This window comes from Gardnerella sp. c11Ua_71 (genome assembly GCF_055818025.1).
This window is the reverse complement of record NZ_JARFVR010000004.1, coordinates 196,215-216,991: the sequence shown is the minus strand read 5'-3', so window position 1 is coordinate 216,991 and position 20,777 is coordinate 196,215. Positions and strand designations below refer to the sequence as shown.

The window sequence follows — 20,777 nt, the reverse complement described above, 5'->3', positions numbered from 1 at the left end:
TATCCCTTTATACCTACTATTTTTCGCTTTTATTCTTGTGATTTTGCATAAGTTCTACAAAGCGGTTAAACAAGTACGATGCATCATGAGGTCCTGCGGCTGCTTCTGGATGATATTGCACAGAAAAAGCTGGAATATCAAGGCATTGCAAGCCTTCTACAACATTGTCGTTAAGATCTACATGAGATACTATTACGCGACCAAAATGTCCATTTTCGTAAGGAGACTGAACAGTCTTACCAATAGGTGCATCTACAGCAAATCCGTGATTATGAGCCGTAACTTCCACTTTTCCAGTAGTCACGTCTTTTACAGGCTGATTTATGCCACGATGACCAAACTTAAGCTTGTACGTTCCAAACCCAAGCGCGCGACCTAAAAGCTGGTTTCCAAAGCATATTCCAAAGAATGGGTATCCTGCGTCTAACACGTTACGCAATAATTCCACTTCTCGATTTGCTTGAGCAGGATCACCTGGTCCATTCGAGAAGAACACGCCATCTGCGTTAAGTGCTTGAAGTGACTCAAAGCTTATTGAGGAGCTTACAACGTGTACACGGCATCCGCGCTGTGCCAAACGATGCGGAGTCATGGCTTTTATACCAAAGTCCACAGCTACAACAGTGTAAAGAGGCTCCTTGCCTTCGTAATCTCCACAAGGCTCAATCGTATAATCTTCTTGTGTACTAACTTCGTCTGTTAGTCGCAAGCCTTGCATTTGAGGAGTTTGTTTAATCTCATTCACAAAAGACGCAACTGTACGAATTGCTCCAGTAGCTTTGTCTATCAGTGCTTCATTAGAAAAAATGCCGGCACGCATAACGCCAACTGAGCGTAAATGTCGTACCAGCATTCTCGTATCAATACCACTGATTCCTACTATTCCTTGTTTTTCTAAATCATCTTCCAAGGAACCAGTGGATCTCCAATTGCTAACAATAGGGCTTGGAGCTTTTACCACGTATCCTGCAACCCATATTTTTGAAGATTCTGGGTCTTCATTGTTAATTCCCGTATTTCCTATATGTGGGAACGTTTGAACAACTATTTGTTGATCATAACTTGGATCAGTAAGCGTTTCTTGGTAACCAGTCATTCCTGTAGAGAACACGATTTCAGCGCGCGTAGAACCTTTTGCGCCAAATGGTTTACCAACGTAAACTTGTCCGTCTTCCAATACTAATACTGCATCATCAGTGCCGAATCCGGCGAAGGTGTCGTTATAGCCCACCTTAACCCCCTTATGGCTTTAGGTTATTCGTGGCAAGTCTACTCAGATTGGCGGACGGCGACGCGCCGATAATAGCTATCAACAATTTCTTAATGCAAATTATTATTACGAATTCATTATTACGAATTCATAATAAAAAAAAATCCGCTTAACGCTACTGCACTAAACGGATTATACGCAATTTTAAATTCACTCAACAGAATCAGTATTAAATTCATTAGAAGATTGTTCAACATCTGAAGAATCAGCTGCTTCAGTTTCATTAACTTCTCCAGCAGTATCTTCCGCAGATGCCTCACCATTAAACTTTGCTAAGCAAGCTTCTTTGTCTGCCATAATCGCGCTTAACAAGCCATGAATAAACGCAATAGCATCATCATCACTATACATTTTTGCGAGAGAAATAGCCTCATCGATAGCTACCTTATCTGGAACTTCGTCGTTTAAGAGAATCTCCCATACGGCTATTCGCAAAATATTACGATCAATCACAGCCATTCTTCCGACTTTCCAGCCAGTAGAATAACGATTCAATGTCTTATCAATCCTATTTCTACGTTCACCAACTCCTCGAATAATATCAACAGCATAATCTGGAAGAGGAGTTTGCGCACCTGGCTCCTTCAAACGTTCTTCAAGCAAAGAAAGAATATTTTGATTCTTTTCATCTGCTTCATACAGCGTATTCAAAGCCCTTTTGCGAGCGGTGGAACGTGCCATAGTATCGTCTTTCTATCAAACTACATAGTCTTATAGATCATTAAAGTCTACAAGAATTAAACTTACATCAATATATATCAAATATTGCACAAAATAGCTATTGCAAAATAAAACGACTCAGCAACAAGAATCGCCGCCGAGTCGCTTTATACAAAAAATTTAATTAGTTTTCACGACCAAGGTAAGAGCCGTCACGAGTGTCGACCTTCACCTTTTCGCCTTCACCCACGAAGAGTGGAACCTGGATTTCAGCACCGGTTTCCACGGTTGCAGGCTTAGTACCAGCGTTAGAACGATTGCCTTGCAAGCCTGGCTCAGTGTGAGTAATAGTCAAAATCACGGAAGCTGGAAGCTCAACGCTCAAAGGAGTGCCGTCATGGAAGCTTACGATGCAGTCGGTGCCTTCAAGCAAATACTTGCTCTGCTCGCCAACCAAAACCTTAGGAATATAAACCTGGTCGTAAGTGGTCATATCCATAAAGACGAAGTTGTCGCCATCTTCGTATGAATATTGCAACGTGCGGTTATCAACGGTCTCGAACTCCATCTTCATGCCGGCATTAAAAGTCTTGTCGACAATCTTGCCCGAGAGCACGTTCTTAATGGTGGTACGCACAAAAGCAGGACCCTTGCCTGGCTTCACGTGCTGGAACTTAACGACGGTCCAAAGCTGACCGTCAAGGTTCAAAACCGATCCATTCTTAATATCATTGGTAGTCTGTGCCACGAGTTATCCGTTTCTTTCGTTAATTAAAGCTGCAATTTACGCAGCTAAGAAATAAACCTTGCTTATTATGCCACAAAGCGTCAACTAATTAAAATAACAACTGAAATAACAACACGCATTTAACGCGATTATTCGTCACTCTTGATCGTTTTGTTCCGACGACTCTGAGTTTTGACTACGACCCATTGGAATATAGCCACCTTGATCATCCTGAGGATGTGGAGCATCAAAAGGATACCCATTGCCATCTCTACTTAAAAATCTATCGCTCATTTTTTTAATTCTATCTTCATACTGGCTTATAACAGCTTTTATTTTTTGATAAGACTGTCTTAACTCTTGATAATTATTGCTGCTTTTAGCAAGAGCATTACCAGCATCATTAATAGCATTTTCTAGACTTTTAGAAGCAACAGCTAAAATAGGCAAATCTTTCGCTTTTTCTACAAGCTCTCTAGCTTTTTTAACAAGATTTAACAATTGATCACCAAAAGCAGTTCTGCGTGTTTTTAAAAGATTATCAGAAGATTTTTTAAGCAAATCCGCATCTTTACTCAAAGTATCCAACTGGTTGGAAAACTTATTTTCAACTGATGGGGAATCGTAAGAACTAGCTCCAACTGGGCAATCTAAAATATCATTTTTCAAATCATCCTTGGCATAATTTAAGGAAGATTGAAAATCGTCAACAGCATCCTTAACTGAATCAAAATCAGCATCAAAATCGGAAGATTTTATTTCAGAAGCATCATGCACGTTTTGGCTTGAAATGATTTTTTTAAGATTAGCTTTAGCTGAAAGAACTTGTGTACGCAACTGCACGCACTTTTTAGATGGCTCGCCAGCGTTTATATTACTAGAACTATGCGCAAACAAAGATAACCATATTCCGATAACAATTGCCACTGCAGTAAGTGAAATAGATATAATCACTGCAATAGCTTTCTTATCGCTTAATAATGATCTGTTTGAATCATTACTAGACCGATCAAAAATGGCATCTTGCTCATACTCAGGCGGATTATTAAATGAATCTATATCATTCAAATCCTGATATTCGTTATTGTCCTCTTTCATAATCCGCCATTCCTGTTTAACAAACCTATGTATGAATAAAATAGCAAGAACACAACTCATACATGACTTATATAATTGCTTAATTATATAAGTCTATAATTGTATAAGTCTATATTGCACAGACAATTTACGCACCATATTCTCGCAAATAATTTTCAGCTCGAGCAGCTAAATTCTCATCCATAACAGCACTTCCGTCATTATTAGTAAGTTTTTGTGCTGCAGCAAAAATTTCACGCACGTTAGCAATTGGCAAAACTGGGAATCCAAACTCCTGCTCTACTGCTTTTACTGCAGAAAGCTCACTATCTTTCGTGCGTTCCATTCTGTCTACTGCCAAAATCAAGCCTACAACTTGCACATTTGCTTCCGCTTTAAGCTTTGGCAAAGTTTCGCGAACTGCGGTTCCAGCTGTCATCACGTCGTCAACTAACAAAACTTTCATGCCGTCTTTTAACGGTTTTCCAACCATAATTCCGCCGTCGCCATGGTCCTTTCGCTCTTTGCGATCGAAAGTAAAACCAACAGGCATATTGTGATTATTCGTCAAAGCCATTGCCGTAGAAACTGCCAGAGGAATACCCTTATAAGCAGGACCAAAAACAGTATCAATGTCTTGCGGAAGTTTGCCATCTTCGATTGCTGCAACAACGCGCTGAGCGTAGTATGCTCCTAAGCTCGCGATTTTCATTCCGTCGTCAAAAGCTCCAGCGTTAATAAAATAAGGTGATTGACGACCAGATTTTAGCGTAAAGTCACCAAATTTAAGTGCGCCTGAATCAAGCAAAAACTTTGTAAAACGTTCGTCTAATTCTGCCATAATTAGCTCTCTTTCTTAAAATAATTTTGAATACTTTCTAAATACTTTCTAAGTACCTTATTAAATACTTAATTTCAGCGCCAAGTCTTTCCTTCGGCAAGTAAAGACGCAAGCTTTGGACGCGAATCAAGCAAATCGTCAAGCTCGCGAGCAATGCGAATAGGAGCAGTAGGATCCACCAAAGCGGCAGCACCAACTTCTACAGCATTAGCGCCAGCATACAAGTATTCCAAAGCTTTTTCGCCAGAATCAATTCCACCAATGCCGATAATTGGAATATCTGGCATAGCTTGGCGAACTCTCCACACAAACCCAAGTCCAATTGGGAAAATAGCAGGACCGGAAACACCTCCTGTGCGGTTTGCAATAATCGGCTCGCCTGTGCGAATATCAATTCGCAAACCAACCAGCGTATTAATCATGCTTAAAGCATCTGCTCCAGCTTCAACAGCAGCTTTGCAAATCGAGACTATATCAGTAACGTTTGGAGTCATTTTTACAATCATTGGTTTATCTGTCATTGCGCGAAGTCGCTTAATTAAGCGGTGCAATGCCACTGGATCCGTGCCAACACTCATTCCGCCGTGAGTCACGTTTGGGCAACTTACGTTAATTTCAAGCATGTCTGCAGAAGAATCTGCAAGCTTTTCAACAACTTGAGCATAATCGTCATCACTGTGGCCAGCAACATTTGTGATTACAAGCGCTCCAAGCTTTTTTAACTTTGGAAGCTCGTCTACTAAATAGTGGTCAACTCCAGGATTTTGCAAACCAACAGCATTCACCATTCCAGAAGGCGATTCTGCAGTGCGCGGAGCAGGATTTCCTTGCCAAGGAACAGGTGAAACGCCTTTTGTGCAAATTGCACCAAGCTGACTCACATCGTAAAAGTGAGCGCAAGCTGCAAGCTGAAACGTGCCAGACGCTGTTCCAACCATATTCTTCCATTCAACTCCAGCTACTTTAGTGCTGTGTTTCCACACATGGCTTGTGTCAAGTCCAAGAGTCGATGCATTATTTTGCGCGCTATTTTGCACATTCTCTAAAGTATTATTCATTTCGTTACTCATATCTTTTTACTCCCAGCCTAATCTTTCAGAGTCAAACACTGGTCCTTCGTTACAAACTTTAAGTCTGCCTTCTAAAGTATCTACAACGCAAGCAACACAAGTTCCATATCCGCATCCCATTCTTGCTTCTAGGCTTAATTGACATTTAACATTACGCTCATGCGTCCAATGAGCTACAGCCTTCATCATTGGCATAGGACCGCAAGAAAGAACAACAATAGGCAAATCGCCATTAAAATCAAAATGATTTTCTTGCTCGAGTTCATTAAGCAAAGTAATAACAGTTCCTTGCGCGTTGCTAATGCTATAAACATTATCAACGTATTCCTTCATAAATGAGTCAGCAAAATGATTATCGCGATATCCAAGAACCGCAGTCACTTTGCAATTCTTGTTTTTTGCAATCGCCTGTGCAGCACAAATCAAAGGAGGAACACCCAATCCCCCGCTTACAAGAACATAGTGCGCTGGCTTAGAAATATCAAAGCCCAATCCTAATGGTCCTAAAGCGTCTACAGTGTCTCCTAATTTAAGCTGCGCAAACTCGGCAGTGCCCTTACCAATCACAGCAAAAATAAGACTAAAAGTATCGTCATCAACGCTTGCAACACCAAATGGTCGAGGAAGCATAGTCGTAGAATCTGGAGAATATAAGTTAACAAATTGCGCAGGAGTGGCAGTTTTAGCAATAGCATCATCGCGCAAAACTAAGCGATACACACCTTCATCAAGCTTTTGATTATCAAGAACTTCTATAGCACGGCGACCTAAAAGACGAGTGTATTTTAAATCATCAGCGTGCAAACTTTTTGCACTAAAAGAATCTGCGCCCGAAGAATCATAAGCGTCTTCACGTAACGTAAATATGGCGTTTCTCAAAGATTTTCGAGTTTGAATAAACATGCCATCACTCATCTAGTTTTACCCTACCTTATGTAGTCGTATCGTTGCGTAATTTAGCTATCTTTAGCTATTTTCAGTTTTAGTTATATTTAGTTATACATGCATAATTGTTTTTACACGCGCATATTCACAATTTTGACACAATGATCTTGAAATAATTCCTAATTGTGATTCGCTTTGCATCAACACTAACACACGATTTATTTATATACTGCTTGTCTTAAATCATCTCTCATGTTTAAAGCAGATTTGCGAGCAGAATCAGATACAATCTCAAGAATATTATTAAGAGAAAGAGAAGACTTGTTTTTAACATAATCTTGCGATTTTCGCCAAGAACCAATAATTCCGCGAGAAGAATTCACTATTGCACCTCGACCATTTTCATCAAACATTCCAGAAACATCTTGTGCCGTTCCACCTTGTGCGCCATAACCTGGAACAAGGAAGAAAGTGTGCGGCATAATCTCGCGCAAACGCTTACCTTCTTCTGGATGAGTTGCTCCAACTACTGCTCCTACTCGCGAATACCCTTTAGTCCCAATATTTGATTCACCCCATTTTTCTATCAAACCTGCCATATGCTCATAAACTGGTTTGCCATCTTCAACAACAAGTTCTTGAAGCTCTTTGCTAGAAGGATTAGACGTGCGCAGAAGAACAAAAATATTTTTATTACGCGCTACTGCCTCATCTATAAATGGCTTAACGCCATCTGAACCCATATATGGGTTTACGGTAAGAGAGTCCTCGTGCCAAACATCTTTTGTGCTAGCGCTTTTAAGAAGATTAACTAAAGATTCGTTAAAATCGTAAGAATCATCTTTAAAATACGAATCAAGATCAGCAAATCCTCGCAAATGTGCTGCATACTGAGCTGCCGTGGAACCAATATCGCCTCGTTTTGCGTCACCAATAACAAATAACCCACGTGATTTTGCATAATCACAAGTCATAGCATAAGTGTCGATTCCAGCGGAACCAAGTGCCTCGTACATTGCAATTTGTGGCTTAACAGCTGGAACAATGTCGTAAATCGCATCAATAATCGCACGATTAAACTCAAAGTACGATGCAGCAAGCAAGGTTGGCAAAGCCTCTTCATCTTCGACTTCTTGCAAAACTTCATCAGATAATCCACTTAGAATTTGCGCAGGCAAAATCCCAGGCTTTGGATCTAATCCAACAACAGTAGGGTTTTGCTTCGCTGCGATTTCTTCTATCAGTTCGTCCATATTGTTCCTCTACTAGCCGCAAACTATTTTTTAGTTTTTAGTCTTTATCTTTACTTATAAAACACGACTTATAAAATACACAAATTACATGCGAGAAAAGGCGATTTCTGAGCCAACAATAGTAGCCACTGGTCTTCCCTGTAACTGCCATCCTTCAAACGGAGTATTACGAGCCTTTGAATGGAAGGAATTCGCATCAACGCTCCATTTTTCACGCATATTAATAAGCACTAAATCAATATTTTCTGGATGTTCAGTTTCACTTAATTTTAATGTTCGTCTCACGGCACAACGCGAAGACACATTAAGCAAAGCTGCAACATCTGTAGGTCTTCTACTCATAAATTGCATAGGATTAATCGACATAAGTTCAATTAAGTGCTTATCATCCGTATACCCCGCGTCAACAAGCACTTTACGGCATACGCCATAAGCACATTCCAAACCAATAATCCCATTTGGAGTATTAGCAAAATCGCCAGCTTTATCACCTGCTGTGTGAGGAGCGTGATCCGTGGCAATCATGTCTATAGTGCCATCTGCAATAGCAGCAAGAGTTGCCTGTCTATCCGCTTTAGATCTTAACGGTGGATTCATCTTTGCCATTGACCCATACTTAAGCACATCCTCATCGCAAAGAGCAACGTAATGTGGGGCTGTTTCGCAAGTAATCGGCAAACCTTCCTTCTTGGCTTTGCGAATAGCTTCAAAAGCGGCAGCCGTACTAACATGCTGGAAGTGCACATGAACACCTGTTTTGCGAACTGCTTCTATATCCCTATTAACAATCACAAGCTCCGTAGACGCAGGAATTCCGCCAACACCTAGAATTTTAGCAACTGGTCCTTCGTTTACCGAGCCATAATCATGGTGCTCACAATGCTCAAGAAGCGGCAATCCTGTTTCTTTAGCCATTTTAAGAACATCTAGCAAAATCGAATCTGTAACAGCAGAACCATCATCACTTATGGCAGTAATTGGATGCTTTTTCATAGGCGAAGTTTTTTGATTATCATCAACACCATGAACATATTTTTTCCAAAGTTCAATATTGCTTGGTTTTAAACCTTGCCTACTTATTGAAGCACAAACACTTAAATCGTAGTGGACTGGCAATTTTACGCCATAAATACACCCGTATCTTTGCAAAAAATCTATAACGTTTTCTACATCAAAAGGAGCATCATTCCAAGGCTCACCGTCAACAGCTGGAATTGTGTTTGGCATAATCAGCACATTCGTATATCCTCCAGCAGCAGCAGCATTGCCACCAGTCATCATTGTTTCTTTATCAGTCTGACCAGGATCCCTAAAATGCACGTGCGGGTCTGCAAAACCAGGAGCAACAATCCAATCGCTTGCATCAATTTCACCCGAAATTCGGGCATTTTGCTCAATTAAAGCGTCTTGTCTAACGCCATCTACAACCAAATCGATTCGCTCGCCAGTATCCCAAACGGCAATATTTCGCAAGGTTAACATGCGTAAGTCGTTCATATTGCTCCTAGTTTTGCTTATTTCTATTTTTTATTCAGTTTTATTTTCAATTTTGAATTATATTATTTACGTATATTCTACTTGGATTCACTGCAATTCTTCATCACAATACAAGCAATGATACTCATGTCTATCTGACTCAGCTTTATAGAATCTACGCTTAAGAGTCAACTCACTGTTTGTTATGCAACGAGAGTTAGGACATATAAGATTTTCTGGAGCATTCTCGTCAGATACGTGAACGCGAGGATTAGCCAAAGAAATTCCATGAGAATCGTGAGCTTCCAACTCATCTTTAGGAACATTCACAAAATCAGTCGGCTCATATCCTGGAAGCTCATCTCCTAATACAGAGCTTTCTAATGCCATTCGCATAAGCATGCCATTTTTAACCTGCTCAAAGTATGCTGCACGAGGATCGTCATCAACATCAACAGCGATTTCGTTAATACGCGGAAGCGGATGAAGCACTGGCATATAAGATTTTGCTTTTTGCAATTTTTCTTCTGTCAAAATATAAGTGTCACGAAGTCGCAAGTATTGCTCGCGATCTGTAAAACGCTCTTCTTGCACGCGAGTCATATAAAGCACGTCCAAGCTGCCAATAACTTCCATCAAGTCGCGAGTTTCTTCGTAAGTGCACGAAGGCGTATCATTAATGCGGTCGATTACGTACTGAGGAGTTTTAAGCTCATCTGGGCTAATTAGCACAAAGTGAACGTTTCCAAAGCGGCATAAAGTTTCAATAAGCGAGTGAACAGTGCGGCCGTACGTTAAGTCTCCGCAAAGCCCAACTGTTAAATTATTCAGCCTGCCAAATCGTGCAAGAATTGTAGCTAAATCTGCAAGAGTTTGAGTAGGGTGCATATGACCACCATCTCCTGCGTTAACAACAGGAACACTTCCTGCATGCGACGCCACAAATGCAGCACCTTCTTTAGGATGACGCATAGCTACAACATCTACATAATTTGACACAACTTTTAAAGTGTCGCTAACAGTTTCGCCTTTACTTGCACTAGAAAGCTGAGCGCCTGCAAAACCAATCACCTTTCCACCTAAGCGAAGCATTGCTGTTTCAAAGCTTAGTCGCGTTCTCGTGCTCGGCTCATAAAAAAGAGTGGCCAACACTCTGCCATCGCAAGTGTGGGCCACTTCTTTTCTGTGCTCGTCAATATATCGGGCTTTGTCTAAAAGCATTCGTATTTGCGCCGTGGAAATATCATCTAAAGTAACAACGCTTTTGTTTGCTAACGATTGAGCAATTGCGCAACGAGAAAAAACTTGATTAGAAGAATCAGAAAATACATTCGTCATAATAGAACCGCTTACCTTTCGCTAGTTGGCAAACGACCGCGACCACACGCGACCTTGTAGATTGTACACGATTTGTCAGACTTAGCGACACAATAAAAATGATTCTAAATATTAGCGACAGTAGAAAATACGAGACATGACTTCGCGGCATTGACGCATAACAGCCATTAAATCGTTTTCAAAAACGCGTCCCTGGTTTGGATCGTACCCAAGATAAGTTGCGATTCCGCCTAAAGAATAAGAGTCTGTTGGAATAACATCCGCGCGCTCCAAGGAACCAGACCACAAGAAGTTCGCATTTCGCACTGCAGAACACATATGCCAGCATTTTTCTAACACATTTGCGTCTTCATCTTCGATCAAATTCAATTCTTTAAGCGCTTTCAACGCTTGCATTGTGCCAACTACGCGCAAGGTCTTGTGTTTCCCAGCATATTGCAATTGCAGAAGCTGAACAGTCCACTCGACATCGCTTAAACCACCGCGGCCAAGCTTCAAATGTCTGTCTCTACTAACGCCTCTTGGTAAGCGTTCCGCTTCCATACGCGCTTTAAGCTTACGAATTTCCGCCAATTGAGATTCGTTAAGAGGATCTGGTGAATAGCGCAAGTCGTTTACTACTCCGCTTAGCAGATCATCTGCCAAATCTTTCGACCCTGCAGCAAAACGTGCGCGCAAAAGTGCTTGATTTTCCCACGTACTAGCCCACTTTTGGTAATAATGCTCACACGATTCTAGAGAACGCACAAGCGGACCATCTTTACCTTCTGGTCGCAAATCTAAATCGACCATGATTTTTGGTTCTAAAGTAAGAGGACCTTGCAGAATATTGCGCAATATGTCTACAGTAGTCTGCGCAAAACGGTGAGCAAGATCAGATACGGAATCATATTCAATCTTGCAATCATCATCATTCGCCGTCGGCTTATAAACGACCATCATATCCGCATCCGAGCAGAAGTTAACTTCCCTTCCGCCATAACGTCCTAGGGCAATAATGGCAATCGAAGCTTTACTCTCGTCTAAGCCCATTTTTAAAGACGTATCTTTCATAGACCATTGCAGAGCAGCATCAAGTACAGCATCAAACACATCACTCATCGCTTGCATAGAAGTATCATCGTCGATAATCCCGCACATCCAAGCAAGAGCTACTCGCTCAATTTCTTGCCTTCTTAAAGCGCGCAAAAATTGTGCAAAATCCGCAATACTGCTTGAATATCTTGCCACCATTGCTCGCGTTTGCATATCTAGACTTTCTCTGCCTCTAGGTGCAAGAGCCGAATCGTCTCCAAGCCAAGTAATAGATTGTATTGACTGCATCATTGCATCGCCTAAATAACGCGAATCAGACAAAACATGACAAAGCCTGCGAGCCGCGCTAGGAGAATCACGCAAAAATCCAAGATATGTGTTTTTTCCACCAAAGCGCTCTGAAAGTCGCCTAAAAGCAAGCAAACCCATGTCGGGATTTTGCCCTTCTCCAAGCCATTTCAACACTGCTGGGAGCAAAATTCTGTGGATTTTAGCAGCGCGTGAAAGTCCATCAGTAAGCGCTTCAACATGCATTTGTGCGGCTTTTGCATCAGCAAAACCGATTGATGCAAAGCGAGCGCGAGCAGCTTCTGCAGACAACACAATAGGATCCGCATCCGTTTGCGCATTGATTGGCAGCATTGGACGGTAGTAAATATCTTTATGCAAGTGCCTAATTTCTCGGCGCGCTTTGTCGAATCGTGCAACAAGCTCTTCTGGCTTAAGTCTAACAGCTCTAGCAAGACGCCTGATTTGTTTGTTATTGTTAAGCTCTTCCGCACTAATGCTTCTAGCGCGATCTAATCCACCATTTCCTTGGGCACCTAAATCTGGGAATAAATGAGTGCGTTGCATATTCCACATTTGCTGGCGATGTTCAAGAACACGCTCAAAACGGTAGTGTTCTGCCAAAATTGCAGCTTGCGACCTAGAAACGTATCCTCCAGCAGATAGTGCATTAAGCGCGCCTAAAGTATCTCTAACTCGCAAAGACTTATCTTCACTTCCGTGCACAAGTTGCAGCATTTGAACTGTAAACTCAACATCTCGCAATCCTCCGCGCCCAAGCTTCATGTCTAAATCTCGCTGAGACACAGGGATCAAAGACTCTACTCGCTGTCGCATATGTTGGCAATCTGCAACAAAGTGTTCTCTACCAGACGCTTTCCAAATAAGCGAATCTGCCATTTGTCTATAATCTTTACCTAGCTGCGCATCTCCTGCAGCTGGCCTCGACTTCAGCAATGCTTGAAACTCCCAGCTACTTGCCCACTTTTCGTAGTATTCGTGATGTGATTCCAAGCGCCTAACAAGAGGTCCATCTTTGCCTTCTGGTCTTAGCGCTGTATCAATTTGCCATAATGGTGGCTCCGCACAACCCATAACAACCGATTGACACACTTTTTGCAAAACAAGTGCAATAGAAGACCCAACTCGCAAAGCTTCATCTTGTTTAACGCCATTAGTTGGTTCTACTACATATATTAAGTCAATGTCTGAAACGTAGTTTATTTCTTGCGCTCCCAATTTTCCCATTGCTATTATTGCAAACCTGCAGCAACAAGATCCAGAAACTTGCCCGCGCGCAATCGCAAGCGCAGCTTCAAGAGACGCATCCGCAGCATCCGAAAGTTTACGACTTATGTCTGGCTGTAATTCTACAGGGTCTGCGCTCGCCAAATCATATGCCATAATTGCGGCAATATGCTGGCGATATCTCGCTCTAAGAGCACAAACAGCTTGTGCAAAAGGCATAGAGCTTATTGGAACAGTGCACGAATTGCAATTCTTTTCGTCATCTTTTTCTTCGTTTACTACTGTTGCACTATAAGATTGAATAGCTTGGAGTAAATCCGAAACACGTTCTTCTAAAGTCATGTGTAGTAAGTGATTTGGGTCATTTGCTGCAGCGTTTATTAGATCGGTGTGCGTTCTCATTAGCATCGCAAATGATTTAGATACTCCAAGAACTTGCATTAAAGACGCAAGTGGGCCTGTTATTAATGAATTATTCGAGTTCTCCGCAATATTTTCAACAGTTTTTTTCTGAGATTGATATATATCTTTAAACGCTAAAATTGCGTAATCTGGATCTTCTACTCTATTTATGCTTTCTAAGATTTTGAGCACATTAATTGAGTTATTCTCACAATTTTTGCAAATATCTTCTATGGTTTTACGAGCAGATTCTGGACGAGCAAATCCAGCTTTAACTAGAGTTCTGTATGATAAGTCAGTTTCTTTAGCAAAACTTAAATTAAAATCCGCATGCTGTTTTAAATCAGTGCCTAAATTATGATCTAGATCGCTATTACTGCTTTTTTGACTGCTCATAACGCCACTGTACATTGTGGTGCAGTACAACATGATCCTTGCACTGCACCACAAATCTACAAATTTACACTATCTTAGTAAAAAGTGGCTTAACGTTTGACCAAATGCTTCTGGTAACACCAGGACGATTCATTGTGTACAAGTGTATTCCATCTACGCCTTCCGCAACTAAATCGTTAATCTGTTGAGACGCAAATATGCTTCCAGCGTCTTGCAAGACTTCTGGGTTACTTCCCCATCGCTCAATCATTGCTAAAACTGGCTCACTTATTTTAGAAGAGCACATTTTTGTCATTCGCTTAACTTGATTAGCGTTTACAACAGGCATAACTCCAGCTTCAATTGGAACGTTAATGCCAGCTTTTCTAGCTAAATCCCTAAAGTGCAAAAAGTCATCATTATTGTAAAAAAGTTGCGAAATCAAGTGAGTTACTCCAGCATCAACTTTTCGCTTTAGATTATCGATGTCTTCTTGCAAAGTAGCAGCTTCTGGATGTTTTTCTGGGTAGCATGCACCCAAAATAGGCAAATCTGGGCGCTTTGAGTGAATATATGATACTAAATCGCTTGCGTGATTAAATACTCCAGCAGCATTCTGATTTTCAATAACGTCTCCGCGCAAAGCTAAAACGCCACTAACGCCTGCCTTATAAAACATGTCTAAAGCTTCGTCAACATCGTTATAATCCAAGTATCTTGCTGTTAAGTGAGCAACAGTTTTAATGCCATACTCCGATCGAATAGTGTTGGCGATTCTAGCAGTAGCAGTTCGATCCGAAGATTTTCCAGTTCCATAAGTTACAGATATAAAATCTGGATCCAATCCCCTTAAACCGTCTAAAGTGTCGTAAATTGTGCCTATTGGAGATGTTCTTTTAGGCGGAAACACCTCTAGCGAAAACTTTGGTTTGTACGTCATTTTAGACTACCGCCCAATTCGCTTCTAACTTTTTTAGCTGCCGAAACAAGATTTTGCAAGCTAACCCAAGTTTCTGCATTTCCGCGAGTTTTTAAGCCACAATCTGGATTAATCCACAGCTTGTCTGCTGGCATTTTGTGCAAAATCTCGTGAATCCTGTTAACAATCTCATCTTCGCTAGGAACGCGAGGAGAGTGAATATCATAAACACCAGGGCCAGCTTCTGTTTCAAAGTTCGCGTTATGAATAGCGTCCAAAACAACTAGATCTCCGCGCGAAGCTTCAAACGATATCACGTCCGCATCCATTGCATCAATGTCTCGAATAATGTCGTTGAATTCCGAATAGCACATATGAGTGTGGATTTGCGTAGTAGCAGCTACGGCAGAGTGCACAAGACGGAAAGCTGCAATCGCCCAGTCCAAATACTTCTTATGCCAATCCGAGCGTCTAAGCGGAAGCTTTTCTCGTAGCGCTGCCTCATCGATTTGAATTACGCGAATTCCAGCACGCTCCAAGTCCAAGACTTCATCTCGAATAGCAAGAGCAAGCTGCTGAGTTTGCTCTTCGTGCGTAATATCTTCGCGAGGCCAAGACCAGTTAAGAATCGTAACAGGCCCCGTTAGCATGCCTTTCATAACATGGTTTGTGCGGCTTTGAGCATACGCACTCCACTCTACTGTGATTGGCTGCGCTCTAGAAACGTCGCTCCAAACGATTGGAGGCTTTACGCATCGAGTTCCATAAGACTGCACCCAAGCGTTTTTTGTAAACTTAAATCCGTGCAAATGCTGGCCAAAGTATTCAACCATGTCGTTTCGCTCAAATTCGCCATGTACAAGAACGTCTAAGCCAATGCGCTCCTGGTGTTCTATGCACTCGTCTATTTGCTTGGCAATAAACGCGTTGTATTCTTCTTTGCTAATTTCGCCTTTTCTATAAAGCGCTCGAATCGATCTTATTTCTTTTGTTTGAGGGAAGGATCCGATAGTTGTTGTAGGCAAATCAGACAATCCTAATGCTTCTTTTTGTAATTTTTGACGCTCCGCGCGAGATGGCTTTCGCTCAAAATCTTCTGGCTTAAGGCTTGCGATTCGCGCTTTAACATTTTCGTCTACTTTTACTCTAGACCCATCGAATAATGCCTGATTTTGCGCTAATTCCTTGCTATTTTTAAGCTCATCATCATTCAAAACGCAAAGCTTAGCGATTTCGCTTACTTCCTTCAACTTTTCTACAGCAAACGCAAAATGCTTTAATACGTCTTCGCCAAGCTCTTCTCCATCCGTACTAAATGGAACATGCAAAAGCGAGCATGCAGTGGAAACAGCTATGCGATTAGTAACGTTTTTTTGCAAAGCATCTAGCAAGCCAAGGCTTTGCGCGTAATCATTTTTCCAAATGTTTCTGCCGTTTACAACTCCTGCAAAAATAGTTGTTTTCTCGTTTACTCCATATTTTTGCAAAGCTTCAAGGTTTTCTTCTTTGCCTTCTACAAAATCTAAGCCAATTGCATCAAATGCCAAATCGTTTAGTGTTTTGTACGAGTCTAAAATATTGCCAAAATAAGTGTTAAGCAAAATTTTAACGTTTTCAGCATTATCCGCGCTTTCAAATCTGCTTTGAAGAATCGGATTATATAAGTCGCTAAAAATCCTTAAATCTCCATCTTCTTTATCTAAGCACAAGTATGGTTCGTCGAATTGCAACCATTTTGCTCCAAGACTTGCAAATCGTTTTACAATATCGCAATACGCGTTTGCTAATGCTTCAATCGTCTCTTTGTTTGCTTCTAATTCTTGTGCTTGCGGGGTGCGCGCTAGTTTTAAGAAGGTGTATGGTCCAATCAACACTGGTTTTGTTTCAATTCCGAGTGCTTTTGCTTCATTGAACTCGTCGAATGGTTTTGTGCCAGCTAAATGCAAATCTTGCGGATTTTCTACTTCGGGAACAATGTAGTGGTAGTTGGTTGTGAACCACTTTTTCATTGGAAGCGCTGTTACGTCTCCGCGTTCACCTTGATATCCGCGTGCGATTGCAAAAAGCGTATCTTCTGCATTTTCAAACTCTAGATTCTTGTACCGTTCTGGCACTGCACCAAGCAGGATTGCTGTGTCTAGCATTTGATCATAATAGCTAAAATCATTACTTGGTATAAGTTCTATTCCAGATTCTGTTTGGATTTTCCAATGCTTTTTGCGCAAATCTTTTGCAACTTGTCTTACTTCTTCTAGAGTTGCGTCTTTTTTCCAATAGCGTTCAATAACTTTTTTAAGCTCGCGATTTGCGCCGATTCGTGGGAATCCCTGTACGGACGTAAGAACAGTATGCATATATCCTCCAAATAATTAACAACCTGATTCAGCCTAGCAAACATTTGGCTTAATGAGGTCATTAGCTATTTGGGGGTGTCGTTATAACCTAAACTTATATGCAGATTTATGCAGATGATTCGTGTGGATTTTATGCAAATTTTATAAGGATTTTATGCAAATTTATGCGTATTTTACTATTCAAAATCCTTTGGGGTTATAATTCCCAACGCTTTAGCTCCTCGCAAACCGCAAGATGCAAAAGGTACGTCGGATACTAAAACAATAATCGAAGCATTAGCTAACCCGAGTCGCATTGTTCCTAATATATCAGGATCTGAATCTGGAGAAGAAAGCCATTGCGCAGCCATCGACATTGTTGGCTCATGACCAATAATCATTGTTATTCTAGAATCGCTCCTAATCGCACAAAGCTCATCCATTACAGACTGCATTCCGCCATCATATAAGCTTTTTCTTGACGCTACTATTGGAGAATCTCCGAACTTTTTAAGCATTTTGTGCATCGTTTGTTCGGTGCGATTTGCACTTGAACAAATAATGTAGTCTGGAACAAGCTTTAGAGATTGCAAACCTTTTGCCATGATTTTTGCTTGTTTTAAACCTTTATCGCTAAGGTCCCTTCCCCAATCGTCTCCCATTGTTGGCGGCTGTGCTTTTGCGTGGCGCATTAGTAGCAGCACATATTTTGCGTGCTTTACTTTTTTAACGATTTTTTTGATTGACGCCGCCATTTTAATCTCCTCAGTCTTCAGTTAAGCCTTATCAGGCTTTGGATTTGAGTTAGGTAATTGTGCGATTTGCAAATCTAAATCTCTAAGGACTTTTCTAAGCTTTCTATCGGATATATCTCTAAGAGACAAGTCTTCTAACTGTTCTGCGCGCTCTTCGGGAGTTAAGTCATCAATATCGCTAACAGTATCTTTTGTAGCACGATCGCGCTTTTTTAATGCATTAAATCCTTGCGCCATTGCGCGCGAAATAACCAGAAAACCAGTATGACCTATCATTGCGTGATCTGGTCTAACTGCTAAATCTTGTGCTTTCCAAGTTCTTTCTAACGTTTCTTGAATCTCTGGTTCTGTCCAAACTCCCGAAGCTCGCAAACTTTGTGCCATTCTAGACATTTGCGTTGTGGTTGTTACGTACGCAACCAATACTCCACCTGGAGCAATAACTCTATAAGCATGTTCAAGCCTGTTCCAAGGATCAAGCATATCTAGCATAATGCGATCAAAATAGCCTTCTGGAAGAGACTTTGCTACTGAGTCAAAATCTCCAGTTAAAAGATTCCACCATTCTGGTTTTTCGCCATAGTAAATTGTTGCGTTTAGTTGCGCGATTCTAGCAAAATCAGGTCTAAGCTCTATTGTTGTAAGCTCACCACTTTGACCAACAGCGTCTAAAAGACTTAAGCTCATCGCGCCAGATCCTGCTCCCGACTCTAAAACACGCATTCCAGAGCGAATATCTCCTAAAGCAATCACTTGTGCAATATCTTTTGGATACATGATTTGAGCGCCTCTTGGCATAGATAAAACGTAATCCGCCAGTCGCGGACGCATAACTACATAATCCCATCCGCCTATTGCGCGTGCTGCCATCCATGGCTTGTTTGATTCTTTAGATGCGTCAAGTTGCTTATTACTACGCTCAAAATCACGTTTTGTGCTAACTGTTGTTACTACAACGCCTTGAGTTTTGCCAATAACATCGTCATGCAAAATAATGCCGTGTTCGGTTTGTGTAACTCCGCCTTTAGTAAGCTGTGCTGTGATTCGCTTGCCTTTTCTATCGGTGAATTGGATTTTTTCACCAACTTGCAAAACTCCTCTACGTGCATAGCTTTCGTACACAAAACACCTCACTTATCTTCAGAACGACTTTTACTATTATAAGCTAACGGTTGTAAGTGGCATTGCTGAATCGATTGCAAAATCTGGAGCGGACGGACGAACGCCTGCTTCCACCAAATTCACACCAAGCATTGCCACCATTGCTCCGTTATCAGTGCAAAGCTTCAATTCTGGCAAACGAACTTCGATTCCATGCTCTTTGCCTTGCTCTAAAAGATGTTCTCTAAGTTGCGAGTTTGCGGAGAATCCGCCACCAATCAACAAAGTTTTTGAACCGTATTGCTCGCAGCCCATCATAGCTTTACGAGAAAGAACATCTGCAACAGAGTTTGCTAAAGATGCGCAAACATCGTCCACTGGTATTTCTAAGCCTTGTGCTTGGCGAGCTTCCACCCAACGCGCAACAGCTGTTTTGACACCCGAAAAACTAAAGTCGTAAGGATGCTCTTTGCCAGAACGACCTTGCGTAAGTCCTTGCGGAACCTTCAACGTATTTGGATCCCCAAGGCGCCCGTGCCTGTCAATATGCGGACCTCCTGGATAAGGGAATCCTAGCAATCTAGCTACTTTATCAAAGCACTCGCCAGCTGCATCGTCTAATGTTGTTCCAACAACATCTATACTGCGCGCAATGTTATTAACATGCAAAAGAGAAGTGTGACCTCCCGAAACTATAAGCGCTAGAACGTCTTTAGGTACATCGCCAAATTGCAATTGTGTTACTGCAATGTGTCCAATAACGTGGTTTATTCCATAAATCGGCTTTTTTGCTGCACTTGCTAGTGCTTTAGCTCCCGAAACTCCAACAGCTAAGCATCCTGCTAATCCCGGACCTGCACTTACTGCTATAGCGTCAATATCGCTTAAATCCATATTTGCATCTGCTAATGCTTTTGATACCACTGGCACGAATGCTTCTGCATGCGCGCGTGATGCGATTTCTGGTATAACACCACCGTAGCGTGCGTGTTCTTGCATTGAGGATGCTACAACGTTAGAAACTAATGTTCTTCCTTTAACGATTGCGGCTGCCGTTTCATCGCAAGTTGATTCAATGCCTAAAACTATTGGCTCGCTTGTTTTATTCATTGTTTCGCTCATTATTATCCTCACTTTTAGCGCTGTTATAAGCTTCGCTAGATTCTTCTAAATTTTCTAAATCGTCTAAGTCGTCTAAGTCGTCTAAGTCGTCTATTTGTGCGCACATTGTATACGCGTCTATTCCTTCTGGCATATAGTATCTTTTTCTTAATCCCATTTTTGTAAAACCGAATTTTTCATACAGTTTTAGCGCTGGATTGTTATTTACCCTAACTTCTAAAAGCATTCGTTTTGCGCCTATTGATTTTGCATTTTCAATCATAGTTTTTAGAAGATTGCTTGCAATTCCTCGCTTTTGATATTCTTTTGCAACACCTATTGTCATTATTTGAGCGTCGTCGCCATCAAACCAAAATCCCGCATACCCAGCTACCGTATTTGTGTTTAGATCAACATCTGCATAATACGCGCGCATTGGTGCTTGTAACTCTTGCAAAATCATGTTCTTGTTCCAGCATCCTGGTCCAAACAAGTCTGCTTCGATTTTTGCAATTTGAGAAACTATTGCTTCATATTTTGCATAATCAATTTTCTCTATTGCGCAGCTTTGACTATTTGATGCACAAGCTGGATATTTTGAGCGAGTTATGTCTACAATCATA

At 41.3% G+C, this 20,777-nt stretch carries 17 protein-coding genes; all 17 read right to left on the bottom strand.

Annotation, left to right across the window (positions count from 1 at the left end; all coding sequences use genetic code 11):
- Positions 1-16: 16 nt before the first annotated feature.
- The 17 genes from carA to rimI all read right to left on the bottom strand — a co-directional run bounded on the left by carA (position 17) and on the right by rimI (position 20,776).
- Complete coding sequence (gene carA, locus P0106_RS04665) at positions 17-1,231, bottom strand: glutamine-hydrolyzing carbamoyl-phosphate synthase small subunit (protein WP_473730503.1); 1,215 nt, start codon at positions 1,229-1,231, stop codon at positions 17-19.
- Positions 1,232-1,420: 189 nt separating this feature from the next.
- Positions 1,421-1,951 carry a transcription antitermination factor NusB gene (nusB, locus tag P0106_RS04660; protein WP_004111768.1) on the bottom strand — a complete coding sequence of 177 codons (531 nt, stop codon included), beginning with the start codon at positions 1,949-1,951 and terminating at the stop codon, positions 1,421-1,423.
- 163 nt (positions 1,952-2,114) lie between these two features.
- A complete protein-coding gene (efp, locus tag P0106_RS04655; protein ID WP_004111770.1) occupies positions 2,115-2,678 on the bottom strand; it encodes an elongation factor P in 564 nt (187 codons plus the stop codon).
- 135 nt (positions 2,679-2,813) lie between these two features.
- Positions 2,814-3,755, bottom strand: coding sequence for a hypothetical protein (locus P0106_RS04650; protein ID WP_174143062.1), 942 nt, complete (start codon positions 3,753-3,755; stop codon positions 2,814-2,816).
- Positions 3,756-3,882: 127 nt separating this feature from the next.
- Complete coding sequence (pyrE, locus tag P0106_RS04645) at positions 3,883-4,575, bottom strand: orotate phosphoribosyltransferase (protein ID WP_004115202.1); 693 nt, start codon at positions 4,573-4,575, stop codon at positions 3,883-3,885.
- A gap of 74 nt (positions 4,576-4,649) precedes the next feature.
- Entirely contained in the window at positions 4,650-5,645 is a 996-nt protein-coding gene (locus P0106_RS04640) for a dihydroorotate dehydrogenase (protein ID WP_048730238.1), read from the bottom strand.
- A 6-nt stretch (positions 5,646-5,651) separates the two neighbouring features.
- A complete protein-coding gene (locus P0106_RS04635) occupies positions 5,652-6,560 on the bottom strand; it encodes a dihydroorotate dehydrogenase electron transfer subunit (RefSeq protein WP_053082781.1) in 909 nt (302 codons plus the stop codon).
- A gap of 188 nt (positions 6,561-6,748) precedes the next feature.
- Positions 6,749-7,783: an orotidine-5'-phosphate decarboxylase gene (gene pyrF, locus P0106_RS04630; protein ID WP_048730240.1), complete on the bottom strand. Its 1,035-nt coding sequence runs from the start codon at positions 7,781-7,783 to the stop codon at positions 6,749-6,751.
- A gap of 84 nt (positions 7,784-7,867) precedes the next feature.
- On the bottom strand, positions 7,868-9,280 hold the full coding sequence (locus P0106_RS04625) for a dihydroorotase (protein WP_048730243.1): 1,413 nt from the start codon (positions 9,278-9,280) through the stop codon (positions 7,868-7,870).
- Between the two features lie 87 nt (positions 9,281-9,367).
- Positions 9,368-10,597, bottom strand: a complete 1,230-nt coding sequence (gene pyrB / locus P0106_RS04620) for an aspartate carbamoyltransferase (protein WP_473730502.1) — start codon at positions 10,595-10,597, stop codon at positions 9,368-9,370.
- A gap of 111 nt (positions 10,598-10,708) precedes the next feature.
- Positions 10,709-13,981 (bottom strand): bifunctional [glutamine synthetase] adenylyltransferase/[glutamine synthetase]-adenylyl-L-tyrosine phosphorylase, encoded by a 3,273-nt coding sequence (locus P0106_RS04615; protein WP_473730510.1) that lies wholly within the window; start codon positions 13,979-13,981, stop codon positions 10,709-10,711.
- Positions 13,982-14,030: 49 nt separating this feature from the next.
- Complete coding sequence (metF, locus tag P0106_RS04610; protein WP_410309756.1) at positions 14,031-14,885, bottom strand: methylenetetrahydrofolate reductase [NAD(P)H]; 855 nt, start codon at positions 14,883-14,885, stop codon at positions 14,031-14,033.
- Positions 14,882-17,218 carry a 5-methyltetrahydropteroyltriglutamate--homocysteine S-methyltransferase gene (gene metE / locus P0106_RS04605; RefSeq protein WP_473730501.1) on the bottom strand — a complete coding sequence of 779 codons (2,337 nt, stop codon included), beginning with the start codon at positions 17,216-17,218 and terminating at the stop codon, positions 14,882-14,884. The genes metF and metE overlap by 4 nt, the downstream gene beginning before the upstream one ends.
- A gap of 176 nt (positions 17,219-17,394) precedes the next feature.
- Positions 17,395-17,952, bottom strand: a complete 558-nt coding sequence (locus tag P0106_RS04600) for a SixA phosphatase family protein (RefSeq protein WP_004117220.1) — start codon at positions 17,950-17,952, stop codon at positions 17,395-17,397.
- 21 nt (positions 17,953-17,973) lie between these two features.
- Entirely contained in the window at positions 17,974-19,074 is a 1,101-nt protein-coding gene (locus P0106_RS04595; RefSeq protein ID WP_415682798.1) for a tRNA (adenine-N1)-methyltransferase, read from the bottom strand.
- Between the two features lie 36 nt (positions 19,075-19,110).
- On the bottom strand, positions 19,111-20,175 hold the full coding sequence (gene tsaD, locus P0106_RS04590; protein ID WP_004111783.1) for a tRNA (adenosine(37)-N6)-threonylcarbamoyltransferase complex transferase subunit TsaD: 1,065 nt from the start codon (positions 20,173-20,175) through the stop codon (positions 19,111-19,113).
- Positions 20,156-20,776: a ribosomal protein S18-alanine N-acetyltransferase gene (rimI, locus tag P0106_RS04585; RefSeq protein WP_473730500.1), complete on the bottom strand. Its 621-nt coding sequence runs from the start codon at positions 20,774-20,776 to the stop codon at positions 20,156-20,158. The genes tsaD and rimI overlap by 20 nt, the downstream gene beginning before the upstream one ends.
- Position 20,777 lies beyond the last annotated feature (1 nt).

Excerpts from the sequence above, each read along its gene's own strand:
- pyrB (WP_473730502.1), bottom strand. The coding sequence starts at position 10,597 with ATGACGAATGTATTTTCTGATTCTTCTAATCAAGTTTTTTCTCGTTGC.
- P0106_RS04625 (WP_048730243.1), bottom strand. The coding sequence starts at position 9,280 with ATGAACGACTTACGCATGTTAACCTTGCGAAATATTGCCGTTTGGGAT.
- metF (WP_410309756.1), bottom strand. The coding sequence starts at position 14,885 with ATGACGTACAAACCAAAGTTTTCGCTAGAGGTGTTTCCGCCTAAAAGA.
- pyrF (WP_048730240.1), bottom strand. The coding sequence starts at position 7,783 with ATGGACGAACTGATAGAAGAAATCGCAGCGAAGCAAAACCCTACTGTT.
- rimI (WP_473730500.1), bottom strand. The coding sequence starts at position 20,776 with ATGATTGTAGACATAACTCGCTCAAAATATCCAGCTTGTGCATCAAAT.
- pyrE (WP_004115202.1), bottom strand. The coding sequence starts at position 4,575 with ATGGCAGAATTAGACGAACGTTTTACAAAGTTTTTGCTTGATTCAGGC.
- metE (WP_473730501.1), bottom strand. The coding sequence starts at position 17,218 with ATGCATACTGTTCTTACGTCCGTACAGGGATTCCCACGAATCGGCGCA.
- tsaD (WP_004111783.1), bottom strand. The coding sequence starts at position 20,175 with ATGAGCGAAACAATGAATAAAACAAGCGAGCCAATAGTTTTAGGCATT.
- P0106_RS04650 (WP_174143062.1), bottom strand. The coding sequence starts at position 3,755 with ATGAAAGAGGACAATAACGAATATCAGGATTTGAATGATATAGATTCA.
- P0106_RS04600 (WP_004117220.1), bottom strand. The coding sequence starts at position 17,952 with ATGGCGGCGTCAATCAAAAAAATCGTTAAAAAAGTAAAGCACGCAAAA.
- P0106_RS04635 (WP_053082781.1), bottom strand. The coding sequence starts at position 6,560 with ATGAGTGATGGCATGTTTATTCAAACTCGAAAATCTTTGAGAAACGCC.
- nusB (WP_004111768.1), bottom strand. The coding sequence starts at position 1,951 with ATGGCACGTTCCACCGCTCGCAAAAGGGCTTTGAATACGCTGTATGAA.
- P0106_RS04615 (WP_473730510.1), bottom strand. The coding sequence starts at position 13,981 with ATGTACAGTGGCGTTATGAGCAGTCAAAAAAGCAGTAATAGCGATCTA.
- P0106_RS04640 (WP_048730238.1), bottom strand. The coding sequence starts at position 5,645 with ATGAGTAACGAAATGAATAATACTTTAGAGAATGTGCAAAATAGCGCG.